Source organism: Kluyvera intermedia, from assembly GCF_021440345.1.
GTDB classification, from domain to species: Bacteria; Pseudomonadota; Gammaproteobacteria; order Enterobacterales; family Enterobacteriaceae; genus Kluyvera; species Kluyvera intermedia_A.
The window spans coordinates 77,610-92,242 of record NZ_JAKCNS010000016.1 but is presented as its reverse complement, the minus strand read 5'-3'; the positions used below and the strand labels follow the sequence as shown (position 1 = coordinate 92,242).

The following is a 14,633-nucleotide window of genomic DNA, read 5'->3' as shown; positions in this document are numbered from 1 at the left end:
ATATTTTTCAATACAACCACACAAAAAAGAAATCCCGTTTCAAAAACAAAAAAGTTGAATCAGATCACACCGCAAAGTGACAAAAAAAGTGACTTAAAAACAAAATAAATAAATATCAACAACTTAAGAATTTCATCATTTCGTTGATATTATAAACAAAAATAGAAAAACGCTGATTTCTGTGATTCACACTGCATTAAATGTGCTATTTTTTAACCATCGATATAAATATGATGTGCATCACAAAAAAAATCACTTTGTCTTTTACACTGCACGCCATCCTATTTAAAAACGCCACTAATTAATTAAACCGCCTGTTTTCTGCGTCTCTTAAATACGCGACAGGTATAATTCTGTTGTTATCTTTTCTCATATTTGTAGAAGGGTTATCACTATGAACTCAATACCTCGCCGAGGATTATTCGGCCTTGCGCTCCTGTGTTCTGGTTTAAGCTCGTCGCTGTATGCCGCCGAGCCGTATACGCTTGATGGCAAAGATTTGGCTTTTAGCCGTCAGCAGATAGCCGCCAAAGATCCGCTGTTTATGCAGGCGCAAAGCGCGTTGCTGAAAAAAGCGGACCTGGCATTGAAGCACCCGCTGTTTTCGGTCATGGACAAAACGCTGGTCGCCGCCAGTGGCAACAAGCATGACTATTACAGCTTCCCGCCGTACTGGTGGCCAAACCCGGACACCAAAGACGGGCTGCCGTACATCCGCAAAGATGGGCAAACCAACCCGGACGCCAATAGCGACGCCACCGATAAAAATCGGCTGGTCAAGATGAGTAACGACGTTTCTACGCTGGCACTGGCCTGGTACTTCTCCCAGGACAGTCGCTACGCACAGAAGGCCGTTGAACAGCTAAAAAGCTGGTTCCTCAATCCTGAAACCCGTATGACGCCTAATTTGCAGCACGCCCAGGCGATTCCGGGTATTAATACCGGGCGCGGCATTGGCATTATCGACAGCCGCGCGCTGGTCGATGTGGTGGACGCCATCGCCCTGCTGCAAGATTCCGGCACCCTAAGTGACAAAGAGGTCACCGATCTTAAGCAGTGGTTCGGCGAGTTTTATCACTGGATGACCACCAGCCAGAACGGCTTTGAAGAGGAGAACTGGCACAACAACCACGGCACCTATTTCGATATGCAGGCGGCGACCTTTGCGCTGTTCAGCGGCAAAACCGAGGAAGCGAAAAAACGCTTGTACGTTACCCAACTGCGCCGTATAGCCGGGCAGTTTGATATTGAAGGCCGCCAGATGGCGGAACTTGAGCGTACCCGCCCGTGGCACTACAGCAATTTCAACCTTGAAGCCTACAACCGACTGGGCCGCCTCGGCGAAAAAGCCGGGGTAGATATCTGGAACTTCACGCTCGACGACCATAGCCTGCGCAAGGGCTATCACTACATTGCTGGGTTTATTAACAGCGACACGCCATGGCCGTGGAAAGATCTCGACAAAATGGATGATAAAAAAGCGCTGCGCAATATTGCCACCGCCGCGCACGCCTGGCCGGAAGACCCACTATTCCGTGAAAAAGCCCAATGGCTGCGCGCGAAATATCCTGACGATATCACCACGCTCATCGCCCCACTTTCCGTATCAGCAGAGGTCAAGGATAACCACTGATGAAACAATTTTCTGGGCTATGGCCCGACATTGCCAGACGTGCAGCCGGCAATAACGGCCTGATTGAACAGCTCGTGAAGAATGCACAACCGATGCTGGAGGCCGAGGTACGCATCCCGCAGACCGGGATTGCCAGCTGGAATCTCTACTACTTCTGTCCTCACCATGGCGTGCGGCTTACGTGGGAGGCCGATTCTCCTCATCAGCACGCCTGTCCGGTAGACGGCGAAATTTTTCGCGGTGAACCGTGGGATGGTGCCTGGTGGCGGGAGATGAACGGACGCAACGCCAGCGCTTGTCAACAGCTGGGGCTGCTGTGGCAATTGACCGGCGTTGCCGCCTATCGCGATAAAGTGCGCACGCTGCTGATGGGCTACGCCGATGTCTATCCCGGTTATGAAGTCCACGGTGATATTCCGCATAACGGGCCGGGCAAGATGAATGCTCAAACCCTGTGCGAGGCCAACTGTATTCTGGATATGGCGCTGGGCTATGACTTTATTCGCGAGGCCTTAACCCCGGCGGAGCAGCAGCACATCAGTGAGAACCTGTTGCGCTGTGCGGCGACTTTTTTACGCGAACACCGCAGTCCGCAAATTCACAACCACGAAGTAAAAATCAGCGCCGCGCTTGGCGTACTGGGTTTTGTGCTGGACGATGAGGCACTGCTGGAGTTTGCCGTCAATCAACCGTACGGCTTGCGCTGGCAACTGGAGAATGGTCTGCTGGCTGAAGGACTGTGGTTTGAAGGTTCGGTGCACTACCACTATTACGCGCTTCAGGGCTTCTTTGCCTTTGAGAAGCTGGCGCGCGGCACCCGCTGGAGCCTGATTGATGGTCCATGGTATCGGCCAATGCTCAGCTTCCCGCTCTCCCTGCTGCTACCGGACGGCACTTTTCCACGCCTTAACGACTGTCTCGCCGGGCAGGAAAAACTGCACCATCGGGATTTATACGAGTTTGCCTGGTTTATCTGGCGCGATCCGCTTTATGCCGCCGTGCTGCAGTTCACCGAAAGCGAGCCTGATGAGCGCGAAACCCTGCTGTGGCGCGACCTGCCGCTGCCGGAAACCCCAGTGGCGTTAATTCCTCAGCGGTCGCTGTTTGCGCCGGGCGCGGGGATCACCCTGTGGCGTAAACCGCAGCAACAGCAGGCGCTGTTGATCAAACACAGCCCGTGGGGCGGCGAACACGATCACTATGACCGACTGGGTCTGATGCTGTGGCAGCACGACGGCTGGCTGCTTCCGGATCTGGGCACCACCGGCTACGGTGCCCAAATGCACTACGACTATTACAAAAACAGCGCCACCCATAACACACTGACGGTTAATCAGAGTAACCAACCACCCGCCAATCCAGATGTACTGGGCTGGCATATGGGTGACGACTATTTATGGCTGGATACGGAAGTGAATTGGGGCAAACCGCCGCCGGAGCTGAACAGCCATACCCGCGTCGAATGGGATGTCCAGTCCTGGCGGGAAATTCGCTTTCGCCGCCGTCTGCTGTGGATCGATGATGTGCTAATCGACCTGTCAACGGTAGACAACCCGCACCGCCAGCAGCTCGACTGGACGCTGCACCTGGCAGCACAGGCACTGGACCAAACCGGTGCACCACAGCCCTTCTCACTCAGCGGGCCGCTGCGTCATATGGAATCGTCTACCATGACACCGCTGCATGGTTGTCAACCGCGCCACTTTAGCCGAGGCAAGGAGACGGTCGCGCTGTGGCTCGCGGGTGACGGCGAATTGTGGCAAGGGCTGGCACCGGATAACCCGGCGATAAGCAATCTGAGCTATCTGGTGTTGCGCAACCATCTGCCGCAGGCGCGTTTTGTCTGTCTGTGGGATCTCGCGAAGTCTGCGCCGTTGACCGAGGTGAGCGTCCACCACACGCCGATTGGCACGCAAATTTCGTTCTGGCGCGGCGATCGCGTGAGCCATGTGACATTGTACGATGACCCAGAACAACGACCGGATGTGATTAACTAAGAGAACGCCTTCCGGAAACGGAAGGCATTTTTAACGTTTTTCAACGGTGATCATCGACACAAAAGGATGATACTGCCAGGGAATACTGCCCCCCTGCTGGTACATTTTCGAAATAGTGCCATCGAGATAGAGCATCTGCCGCACGTTGAGTCGCGTTTTGGCATAACAGGCGAAATCATAGAAGTTAGTTTCGCGGTCGCTTAGCATAAACACCACCTTCCCCTGCGCGGTGAGGCCAACGCCGTTGCGCAGCTTACGCGAGCTGGCAGAAGGCTTAAGCCGCCAGTTGATGACCCCGTTTTCAATCAACATCGGTCCGGACTGCACCGCGTAGTCCATTCCTTTGGTCGACTTCAGCTTATCCAGGCTGACGATCCCCGCCTGCTGACCGCGCAGATAAAACACCCCGCCGGGTTTAATAAAGAAATTACCGCCGCCGGAAGCGCGATTGACCGCCACCTTCTGCTGGCCTTTCTCAATGTACAAACCGAGCGGCGCGTAGGCTTTATCATAGATGCCGCCGTTCATCGCCATCCGCACGCGCCCATCACCGTTGATATCGGCCAGCAGCGCGCGCAGTGAGCCATAGTCTTTACCATCAGACTGGTGCCAGTACATGGCGATACGTTCATGTTGAGGGTCGGCGCGATAGCTTTGCAGCGTCAGGCCGGGATCGGTAAGTTGACAGGAGGAACCGGCTGCCGCCAGTAAAGGCGTAGTCGCCATTACCAGCAGCAGAAGTTTTAGCAAGGACGCCATCGGCTTACTCGTCCTCGTCTTCGTCCTCAAAACGGGCAACGATTCGCTCGCCGGTATGGTTCGCGCGCAGCTCTCCAGCCACCAGCGCAATTGCCTGACCGCTCGCCATGCCCTGAGACATCAGCTCCTGAATACGCTCAACGGCTTTCTGCTGCTGTTCATGGCTTAATGAAGGTAATCCTGCAAACATCATTGACTCCTGCTACATTGTGGGCGCTTATTATCCCATGCTGCCCGATTATTCGCCATAGGCAGCGCAGACCAGGCTGGACAGAATAACGATGTTACACCCTTCAACCATGACGCTTCCCTGGCGACAGGACGCTGCAGAATATTATTTTGCCCCGTTAAGCGCCTCGCCATGGGCCATGATGCTGCATTCAGGCTACGCCAACCATCCGCACAGCCGTTACGATATCGTGGTCGCCGAGCCGCGCATCACGCTCGTCACGCGCGGTAAAACCACCGAAATCAGCCACGCCGACGGTACCGTCACGACATCACAGGACGATCCGCTGACCCTGTTGCACGATGCGCTGGCAAGCTGTGCATTTAATGAAGCGGCAATTCCGGATCTGCCGTTTATCGGCGGCGCCGTCGGGCTGTTCGGTTACGATCTAGGACGACGTTTTGAAAATCTCCCGCAGCTGGCGCAGGCCGATATTAACGTGCCGGATATGGCGGTGGGGGTTTATGACTGGGCGCTGATTGTTGACCATCAATGTCAGAAGGTGACCCTACTGAGCTATGGGGATGTTCACGCGCGACGGGTCTGGCTTGAACAGCAACATGTCGCCGATACCCCGCCATTTACTCTGACTTCAAGCTGGCAATCCAATATGAGCCGCGAGCAGTACGGCGAGAAATTCCGTCAGGTGCAGGCTTATTTGCAAAGCGGGGACTGCTACCAGGTGAATCTGGCCCAGCGTTTTCAGGCAAGCTATCAGGGCGATGAGTGGCAAGCATTTGTTCGCCTTAACCACAGCAACCGCGCGCCGTTTAGCGCATTTTTGCGTTTCGACGACAGCGCTATCTTAAGCCTGTCTCCCGAGCGCTTTATCCAGCTCGAGCAAGAACAAATCCAGACTCGGCCGATTAAAGGCACTTTGCCGCGTCTGGACGACCCGCAGGCCGATGCCGAACAGGCCAACCGACTGGCGAACTCAGCGAAGGATCGTGCAGAAAATCTGATGATTGTCGATCTGATGCGCAACGACATTGGCCGCGTGGCGGTGCCGGGCAGCGTACGGGTGCCTGAGCTGTTCGTGGTCGAGCCGTTCCCGGCGGTCCATCATCTGGTGAGTACCATTACCGCCACGTTGCCACCGACTCTGCATGCCACTGACCTACTGCGCGCCGCGTTTCCGGGCGGTTCCATTACCGGCGCGCCAAAAGTGCGGGCAATGGAGATTATCGACGAGCTGGAACCGCATCGCCGCAACGCGTGGTGCGGCAGCATTGGCTATCTCAGCGCCTGCGGTAATATGGACACCAGTATTACCATCCGCACCGTCACCGCGACGCAAGGCACGCTGTACTGCTCAGCAGGCGGTGGCCTGGTGGCGGATAGCGAAGAAGCGGCGGAATATCAGGAAACATTTGATAAAGTTAATCGTATCTTATCGCAACTGGAGTCATAACCATGGATGTCAACGCGCTGAATCTGGATGATTTCCTCTCCCGCTTTCAGCTGCTGCGCCCGCAAACTAGCCGCGCGGCGCTCAATGCCCGTCAGGCGGCGGTGCTGGTGCCCATTGTGCGCCGCCCGCAGCCCGGCCTGCTGCTGACACAGCGCTCTGCGCGTTTGCGCAAACATCCCGGCCAGGTAGCGTTCCCCGGCGGTGCGGTAGACAGCAGCGATGCCTCGCTGATTGCCGCCGCGCTGCGTGAAGCGCAGGAGGAGGTGGCGATTCCACCGGAGTGCGTCGATATTATTGGCGTCCTGCCTCCGGTGGACAGCGTGACCGGTTTTCAGGTCACTCCCGTGCTCGGCGTCATCCCGCCGGATCTTCACTATCACGCCAGCGAAGACGAAGTCGCCTCGGTGTTTGAGATGCCGCTGGCCGAAGCGCTGCGCTTAGGCCGCTATCACCCGCTGGATATCCATCGTCGCGGCGATTCTCACCGCGTCTGGCTGTCGTGGTATCAGCACTATTTTGTCTGGGGTATGACCGCTGGCATCATTCGTGAGCTGGCGCTACAAGTGGGCCTTAAACCCTGACTATACTTATCAATAAGTCCGGTACTCAGTATTAGTAAAATCGAGGCTATTCATTAGTTAAATTCATGTGAATAGTTAAGCTGAGTTCCGGGTTCCCTCATACACTATGCGCAGTTATTACATCGTTGCCGCAACAACGCGGCAACCCTGTCAGGAGTGTTAAAGTGATTAGTATATTCGACATGTTTAAGGTGGGGATTGGCCCCTCATCTTCCCATACTGTAGGGCCGATGAAGGCTGGCAAACAGTTCGTCGATGACCTGGTCGAAAAGGGACTGATTGATGACGTGACGCGCGTTGCCGTCGACGTCTATGGTTCACTGTCCCTCACCGGTAAAGGCCACCATACCGATATTGCGATCATTATGGGTCTGGCGGGCAACCAGCCAGATACCGTAGATATTGATGCTATCCCAGCGTTTATTCGCGATGTAGAAACGCGCGGACGCCTGCTGCTTGCGCAAGGCCGCGTCGAGGTCGACTTCCCGGCCAACGACGGTATGCGCTTTCGTAGTGAGAACCTCTCACTGCATGAGAACGCCATGCAGATCCACGCCTGGTCCGGCGAGACGCTGGTCTACAGCAAAACCTATTACTCCATCGGCGGCGGTTTTATCGTTGACGAAGAGCATTTTGGCAAAGAAGCCAGCAACGTGGTGCAGGTACCCTATCCGTTTACATCGGCAACCGAGATGCTTGGCTATTGCCAGCAGACCGGGCTGTCTCTGTCCGGCATGGTGATGCAAAACGAACTGGCGCTGCACAGCAAGCAAGAAATTGAAGACTACTTCGCCAACGTGTGGCAAACCATGCGCGCCTGTATCGATCGCGGAATGAATACCGAAGGTATTCTGCCTGGACCGCTGCGTGTACCGCGCCGTGCTTCCGCGCTACGCCGTCTGCTGGTAGCCAATGACAAGCTCTCCCACGATCCTATGAACGTGGTCGATTGGGTCAATATGTTTGCGCTGGCGGTTAACGAAGAGAACGCGGCCGGCGGCCGAGTGGTGACTGCGCCGACGAACGGTGCCTGCGGAATTGTTCCCGCAGTGCTCGCCTACTACGATCACTTTATCGAACCGGTGAACCCTGAAACTTACATCCGCTACTTCCTCGCGGCGGGTGCAATTGGCGTGCTGTACAAAATGAACGCCTCAATTTCGGGTGCTGAAGTCGGCTGTCAGGGTGAAGTGGGCGTGGCCTGTTCAATGGCCGCTGCGGGACTGGCTGAACTGCTGGGTGCAAGCCCAGAGCAGGTCTGCGTGGCAGCAGAAATCGGGATGGAACATAACCTCGGTCTGACCTGTGACCCTGTCGCTGGACAGGTCCAGGTGCCGTGTATCGAACGTAATGCCATTGCCTCAGTAAAAGCGATTAACGCCTCGCGTATGGCTATGCGCCGTACTAGCGAACCGCGCGTGTCGCTGGATAAAGTTATCGAGACGATGTACGAAACCGGTAAAGACATGAACGCCAAATACCGCGAAACATCACGTGGTGGTTTAGCCATTAAGGTTCAGTGCGACTAATACCTTTCTCACCCACCCCTAATACGGGTGGGTGATTTATTTACCTCTTTTCTCTCACTTTTTTAGCTTCCCTCTACACTTGCACTAACGTCACTGGTATTTTCATTATCAATATATCCGCACCGAGCCTCGGACATGCAAAGCGCACAATGGATTATCAGAAAATATCTCCGGAAGCGAATCGCCGTTTGTGTGACTATCGCCGTTTGTGCTTTTGCATTAACCCTCGGGACGAGATTTATTTCGCAGCGTAGCGTAAATCACAAACAGATAGACTCGCTCACCAGTCATTCGGTAGAGCGGTTGAACAAAATACTGCAGCCGCTGGAAAGCCAGCGCAATGAAATGCTGGCGCTGGTAGGTCACCCCTGTGAGGCCATTCATCTGCAGTTGCGCAAACTGGCCGTTGAGCTGCAAACCGTCCGCTCTATCGCGCTGATTAAATCAGGCCAGCTTTACTGCTCCAGCGCGCTCGGCGCACGTAATATCTCGATTCACTCGCTTCAGGCGCAGTTACCCAGCCCACAACCGGTTTTGCAATTAACAACCGACCACTCATTGATTAAAGGTACGCCCATTCTTATCCAGTGGTTTCCTGCGTCAGCAGATGGCCAGGACGGCGTGCTGGCCTCGATCAATATTGATTTAGTCAGCAACATTATTCTTGAGTCTTCTCCGCCGCTGATTAACCACATGAGTCTCAATGTCGGCAGCCAGTATTTTCAGCATGAGACCGGAATTACCCAGCATTTGGTCAATTCCGATAGCAGCTCGTATACCCTCAAATCTTCTCAATTCCCTTTCAGTATTAGCGCGTTAAGTCCCGGCTCTGCGCGGCTAGCCTTCTGTAATCTCTATTCGGATCTGCCGCTGGCGATCATCATGAGCGTACTGTTTACCTGGATTGCCTGGCTGGTGACCGCCGGACGACTGAGTTTCTCGCGCGAAATTAATATGGGTATCGCCGGAAAAGAGTTCAGCCTGTACTGTCAGCCGCAAATGGACTCACGCGTACAGCGCTGCACCGGGGTTGAAATCCTGCTGAGGTGGGACAATCCGCGCGTAGGTTGGGTGGATCCGGATGTGTTTATTCCGATTGCCGAAATGCAAAATCTGATCATTCCCCTCACCCGCTATGTGATTAGCGAAACGGCGAAAAAGCTTCATCTCTTCCCGCAGGATCCCGAATTCCAGATAGGTATTAACATTGCAGCGCCGCACTTTAAGGATGGGCTGCTGCTCAAAGATTTAGAACAAAACTGGTTTAGCATGAAGCCAATTCAACAATTGACGGTAGAGCTCACCGAACGTGAGGCACTGCACGACGTCAACTACGAGGTGCGCAGTGAACTGGGCAATCGCCAAATTAAGCTGGCGATAGACGATTTTGGTACCGGCAACAGTTCGTTATCCTGGCTCGAGATGCTGCACCCGGATGTCCTGAAAATTGATAAATCATTTACAGAAGCAATAGGTACAGATGCGGTGAACTCAACGGTGACCGATATGATAATCGCGCTAGGTCAGCGTCTGAATATTGAATTAATCGCGGAAGGGGTCGAGACGGAAGAACAGGCGAGCTATCTCCAGCGTCACGGAGTCCATTTATTACAGGGCTATCTGTTTGCAGAACCGATACTGCTTGAGGATTTTCCGCGCTGGATGGCGGAACAGGAAGCACAGGCGCAGTAGAGGCCGTGCTTCCTGAAATAACCCGGAGTCAGCGTATGAACTCCTCATCCGGGTAGCTCAATACCGTTACTCTTCTTCATCGTGCGGCGAGGTTAACTTCACCACCCGCACCTGATCCACGCGATAGCTGTTGGCTTCGGTGACGGTAATTTGCACCGATGGTAGCTCGACCATTTCTCCCGCTGCGGGAATTTGACCGTTAACCGCAATCACCAGCCCGGCAACCGTCGCATAGTCATTGTCTTCATCGACCAGGTTTTCCAGCCCCAGCGTCTGCTGTAGCGCGTGCAGGTCGGTGGAACCCTTCACCAGCCAGCCGTCACCGTCGGCCACAATTTCCGGAGTTTCGTCGGCATCCGGGAACTCGCCGGCAATCGCTTCCAGTACGTCCAGCGGCGTCACCAGCCCTTGCACCATGCCGAACTCATTGGTGACAATGACGAAACTACCGCGCGCCCGACGCAAAACCCCCAGCAGATTGATAGGGTCCAGCGTATCCGGCACGATAATCGCCGGAGAGGCAGAGGCTATCGCCAGCACGTCTTCACCGGCTTCCAGCGCCACCAGCAGCTCTTTAGCCCGCACAATCCCGACAATCTCATCCAGCTCGCCGCGACATACCGGGAACAGGCTGTGTGGCGACGACAGCAGCTGTTGACGAATTTCGTCGGTGCTCAGGTCTGCATCAACCCAGCTAATTTCGCCACGCGGCGTCATAATACTGCGCAGCGATCGCGATGCCAGCGTCAGTACGCCGTTGATCATGTAGCGTTCTTCTTCAACAAACGCGCCTTCCGGTACCGGCATCTTCGGTTTATTGCCTTCATCGCTCACCGCCGTAACGGGTTTACGGTTGCCCATCAGGCGCAAAATAGCGTCTGCGGTACGGGCACGCAGCGGTTGCGTGGACTGATGACGAATAAAGTTTCGGCGCGCAATCTGGTTAAACAGTTCGATAAGCACCGAGAAGCCTATTGCAGCGTACAGGTAGCCTTTCGGAATATGGAAGCCAAAGCCTTCGGCCACCAGACTCAGACCAATCATCAGCAGGAAGCTCAGACACAGCACCACCACCGTTGGATGCTGGTTAACAAAGTTGGTCAGCGGCTTAGAAGCCAGCAGCATCACACCCATCGCGATAACCACGGCTGCCATCATCACCCACAGATGCTCCACCATACCAACCGCAGTGATCACCGCATCCAGCGAGAAGACCGCATCCAGCACCACAATCTGCGCCACGACCACCCAGAAGCTGGAATAACCTTTGCCGTGACCGGAGTCATGCTGGCGGTTTTCCAGCCGTTCATGAAGCTCTGTCGTCGCCTTAAACAGCAGGAATAGACCGCCGACCAGCATTATCATGTCGCGTCCTGAGAAGGTTTGCCCCCACACGCTGAATAGCGGTGCGGTGAGCGTCACCATCCACGAAATAACGGAGAGTAGGCCCAGACGCATTACCAACGCCAGTGAAAGACCGATAAGACGGGCTTTATCACGTTGTTTTGGCGGCAGTTTATCGGCCAGGATGGCGATAAACACCAGGTTATCAATACCGAGAACAATTTCCAGCACAACAAGCGTTAACAATCCGGCCCAGATTGACGGGTCCATTAACAGTTCCATAAACCACTCCAACGAGAGACAAGACGGGTCATCGCTATGTCATGTTTAAGCGAGACGATACCTGACGATAGAAAAAGTTGGCGCGCATGGCCGGGGGATGTGCCGCAAAAGCGGGCAAATGCGAAAAGGCGTCGGTGACGATCCATACTACGGGCTGATGCCCTATACTCCTGTGTGATTAAACGAAACATTAACATAGCAAAATAAAGAGAATTTTTGGCAAAGATTTACCAGTCTTTGCAAAATGTAAGGCTATTTTTTACGCCGCAAAATAATTGCAACCCTTTAACTAAATTACGGATCTTCATCACATTAAATATTCTTTCACTGTCTAAAATAATTCTCGGTAACTATTGGTTTATCTCTCTAACCCTTGTCTGAATCGATTCGGTAACGACATCGGCTCATATGGTATCAGCCCTACTGATACACACATAATAAAAGGAGGTAGCAAGTGACGATTGCTATTGTAATAGGCACACATGGTTGGGCAGCAGAGCAACTGCTGAAAACGGCAGAGATGCTGTTGGGCGAGCAGGAAAATGTTGGCTGGATCGATTTCGTGCCTGGCGAGAATGCAGAAACGTTAATCGAAAAATACACCGCACAGCTGGCGAAGCTTGATACCAGTAAAGGCGTATTGTTCCTGGTCGATACATGGGGCGGTAGCCCATTCAACGCGGCAAGCCGCATTGTTGTTGATAAAGAAAACTATGAAGTAATCGCTGGCGTCAACGTACCGATGCTGGTCGAAACCTTTATGTCTCGCGATGATAACCCAAGCTTTGATGAGTTGGTGGCGCTGGCTGTTGAAACCGGTCGTGAAGGCGTGAAAGCGCTGAAAGCGAAACCGATTGAAAAAGCCGCTCCAGCACCTGTTAAGCCGAAAGCTGCAGCACCTGCTAAGCCAATGGGTCCAAACGATTACATGCAAATCGGCCTGGCACGTATTGATGACCGTTTAATTCACGGGCAGGTTGCCACCCGCTGGACCAAAGAAACCAACGTTACGCGCATTATTGTGGTCAGCGATGAAGTGGCCGCTGATACCGTGCGTAAAACGTTGTTGACTCAGGTTGCACCTCCTGGCGTCACGGCACACGTTGTCGATGTCGCTAAAATGATCCGCGTCTACAACAACCCGAAATATGCGGGTGAACGTGTGATGCTGCTGTTCACCAACCCGACCGACGTTGAACGTATCGTGGAAGGCGGCGTGAAAGTGACCTCCATAAACGTTGGTGGTATGGCGTTCCGCCAGGGTAAAACCCAGGTAAACAATGCTGTATCCGTTGACGAGAAGGATATTGAGGCCTTTAACAAACTGAACGCACGTGGGATCGAGCTGGAAGTCCGTAAAGTTTCCACCGATCAGAAACTGAAAATGATGGATCTGATTGCCAAAATAGCGAAATAACTGATTTGGCAATGTTTTAGCCTTCACACTTAAGTCTGAATAAGCAATAGGAGAAGTACAATGGAGATTACCACTCTTCAGATTGTGCTGGTGTTCATCGTCGCATGTATTGCGGGTATGGAGTCGATACTCGATGAATTTCAGTTCCACCGTCCGCTGGTCGCCTGTACGCTGATCGGTATCGTTCTCGGGGATATGAAAACCGGTATTATCATCGGTGGTACCCTGGAAATGATCGCCTTGGGTTGGATGAACATCGGTGCAGCCGTTGCGCCTGATGCCGCGCTAGCCTCTATTATTTCTACCATTCTGGTCATTGCAGGCCATCAGGGTATCGGCGCAGGTATCGCCCTGGCTATCCCTCTGGCAGCAGCAGGTCAGGTTCTGACCATTATCGTTCGTACCATCACTGTTGCATTCCAGCACGCAGCGGATAAAGCGGCAGACAACGGAAACCTCACGGCGCTGTCGTGGATTCACGTTTCTTCCCTGTTCCTGCAGGCGATGCGTATTGCTATTCCAGCAGTCATTGTTGCGGTCTCCGTCGGTACCAGCGAAGTTCAGAGCATGCTGAACGCCATTCCAGAAGTCGTCACCAGCGGTCTGAACATTGCCGGTGGTATGATCGTGGTAGTGGGTTATGCGATGGTCATCAACATGATGCGCGCAGGCTACCTGATGCCGTTCTTCTACCTCGGCTTCGTCACTGCTGCATTTACTAACTTTAACCTGGTTGCTCTGGGCGTGATTGGTGCGGTAATGGCAATCCTCTACATCCAGCTGAGCCCGAAATATAACCGCGCTGCAGGTGCCCCTGCTCAGGCCGCTGGTTCTAACGATCTTGATAACGAATTGGACTAACAGGTGAGCGAAATGGTTGATGTGACTAAAACTACCACCGAGAAAAAACTCACTCCGAGTGATATTCGTGGCGTGTTCCTTCGTTCTAACCTGTTTCAGGGTTCATGGAACTTCGAACGTATGCAGGCGCTGGGTTTCTGTTTCTCTATGGTGCCAGCGATTCGTCGCCTGTACCCAGAGAATAACGATGCGCGTAAGCAAGCCATCAAACGTCACCTGGAATTCTTTAACACCCATCCATACGTAGCCGCGCCGGTACTGGGCGTTACGCTGGCGATGGAAGAGCAGCGTGCGAACGGTGCCGAGATCGACGATGCTGCCATCAACGGTATCAAAGTTGGTCTGATGGGGCCGCTGGCTGGCGTGGGCGACCCAATCTTCTGGGGTACCGTACGTCCAGTATTCGCAGCACTGGGTGCCGGTATCGCGATGAGCGGTAGCTTGCTTGGGCCACTGCTGTTCTTCATCCTGTTCAACCTGGTGCGTCTGGCAACCCGTTACTACGGTGTGGCTTACGGTTATCGTAAAGGTATCGATATCGTTTCGGACATGGGCGGCGGCTTCCTGCAGAAACTGACTGAGGGGGCATCAATCCTCGGCCTGTTTGTCATGGGGGCATTGGTTAACAAGTGGACGCACGTGAATATCCCGTTGGTGGTTTCGACCATCACCGGTCAGGATGGTCAAACGCGTGTCACCACCGTACAGACTATCCTTGACCAGCTGATGCCGGGCCTGGTTCCTCTGCTGCTGACCTTCGCCTGTATGTGGCTGCTGCGTAAGAAAGTTAACGCCCTGTGGATCATCGTTGGCTTCTTCGTCATCGGTATCGCGGGCTACGCTGTCGGCCTGCTGGGTCTGTAATATCTGAAGTACGCCGGGGGCCCTGCCCCCGGTT

Annotated in this window: 12 protein-coding genes; 9 read left to right on the top strand and 3 right to left on the bottom strand. The window is 53.8% G+C overall.

Annotated elements, in window-relative coordinates:
• The first annotated feature begins 394 nt into the window (after positions 1-394).
• Both LZ634_RS05335 and LZ634_RS05330 read left to right on the top strand, forming a co-directional pair.
• Positions 395-1,633, top strand: a complete 1,239-nt coding sequence (locus LZ634_RS05335) for an alginate lyase family protein (RefSeq protein ID WP_234502815.1) — start codon at positions 395-397, stop codon at positions 1,631-1,633.
• On the top strand, positions 1,633-3,630 hold the full coding sequence (locus LZ634_RS05330) for a heparinase II/III family protein (protein ID WP_234502813.1): 1,998 nt from the start codon (positions 1,633-1,635) through the stop codon (positions 3,628-3,630). The genes LZ634_RS05335 and LZ634_RS05330 overlap by 1 nt, the downstream gene beginning before the upstream one ends.
• A gap of 30 nt (positions 3,631-3,660) precedes the next feature.
• Here LZ634_RS05330 and LZ634_RS05325 read toward each other — a convergent pair whose 3' ends face one another.
• Both LZ634_RS05325 and LZ634_RS05320 read right to left on the bottom strand, forming a co-directional pair.
• Entirely contained in the window at positions 3,661-4,380 is a 720-nt protein-coding gene (locus tag LZ634_RS05325; RefSeq protein WP_234502822.1) for a phosphodiester glycosidase family protein, read from the bottom strand.
• A 13-nt stretch (positions 4,381-4,393) separates the two neighbouring features.
• Positions 4,394-4,579 (bottom strand): YoaH family protein, encoded by a 186-nt coding sequence (locus tag LZ634_RS05320; RefSeq protein ID WP_234502821.1) that lies wholly within the window; start codon positions 4,577-4,579, stop codon positions 4,394-4,396.
• 91 nt (positions 4,580-4,670) lie between these two features.
• Between LZ634_RS05320 and pabB the strand changes: the two genes are divergently transcribed.
• The 4 genes from pabB (at position 4,671) to LZ634_RS05300 (ending at position 9,831) form a co-directional block, all read left to right on the top strand.
• On the top strand, positions 4,671-6,029 hold the full coding sequence (gene pabB, locus LZ634_RS05315) for an aminodeoxychorismate synthase component 1 (RefSeq protein WP_234502811.1): 1,359 nt from the start codon (positions 4,671-4,673) through the stop codon (positions 6,027-6,029).
• A gap of 2 nt (positions 6,030-6,031) precedes the next feature.
• Positions 6,032-6,610, top strand: coding sequence for a CoA pyrophosphatase (locus tag LZ634_RS05310; protein WP_052285621.1), 579 nt, complete (start codon positions 6,032-6,034; stop codon positions 6,608-6,610).
• A gap of 164 nt (positions 6,611-6,774) precedes the next feature.
• On the top strand, positions 6,775-8,139 hold the full coding sequence (gene sdaA, locus LZ634_RS05305; RefSeq protein ID WP_234502810.1) for an L-serine ammonia-lyase: 1,365 nt from the start codon (positions 6,775-6,777) through the stop codon (positions 8,137-8,139).
• A 135-nt stretch (positions 8,140-8,274) separates the two neighbouring features.
• Positions 8,275-9,831: an EAL domain-containing protein gene (locus tag LZ634_RS05300; RefSeq protein ID WP_265178882.1), complete on the top strand. Its 1,557-nt coding sequence runs from the start codon at positions 8,275-8,277 to the stop codon at positions 9,829-9,831.
• Between the two features lie 66 nt (positions 9,832-9,897).
• On the opposite strand, the gene yoaE is transcribed toward LZ634_RS05300, so the two are convergent.
• Positions 9,898-11,457 carry a TerC family protein gene (yoaE, locus tag LZ634_RS05295; protein WP_234502808.1) on the bottom strand — a complete coding sequence of 520 codons (1,560 nt, stop codon included), beginning with the start codon at positions 11,455-11,457 and terminating at the stop codon, positions 9,898-9,900.
• Between the two features lie 454 nt (positions 11,458-11,911).
• Between yoaE and manX the strand changes: the two genes are divergently transcribed.
• From manX to LZ634_RS05280, 3 genes are read left to right on the top strand one after another with little or no spacing between them, the layout of a single operon-like run.
• Positions 11,912-12,874, top strand: a complete 963-nt coding sequence (gene manX / locus LZ634_RS05290) for a PTS mannose transporter subunit IIAB (protein WP_234502807.1) — start codon at positions 11,912-11,914, stop codon at positions 12,872-12,874.
• A gap of 60 nt (positions 12,875-12,934) precedes the next feature.
• Positions 12,935-13,735, top strand: coding sequence for a PTS mannose transporter subunit IIC (gene manY, locus LZ634_RS05285; RefSeq protein ID WP_234502806.1), 801 nt, complete (start codon positions 12,935-12,937; stop codon positions 13,733-13,735).
• A 12-nt stretch (positions 13,736-13,747) separates the two neighbouring features.
• Positions 13,748-14,599, top strand: a complete 852-nt coding sequence (locus LZ634_RS05280; RefSeq protein ID WP_234502805.1) for a PTS mannose transporter subunit IID — start codon at positions 13,748-13,750, stop codon at positions 14,597-14,599.
• The last annotated feature ends 34 nt before the right edge of the window (positions 14,600-14,633 follow it).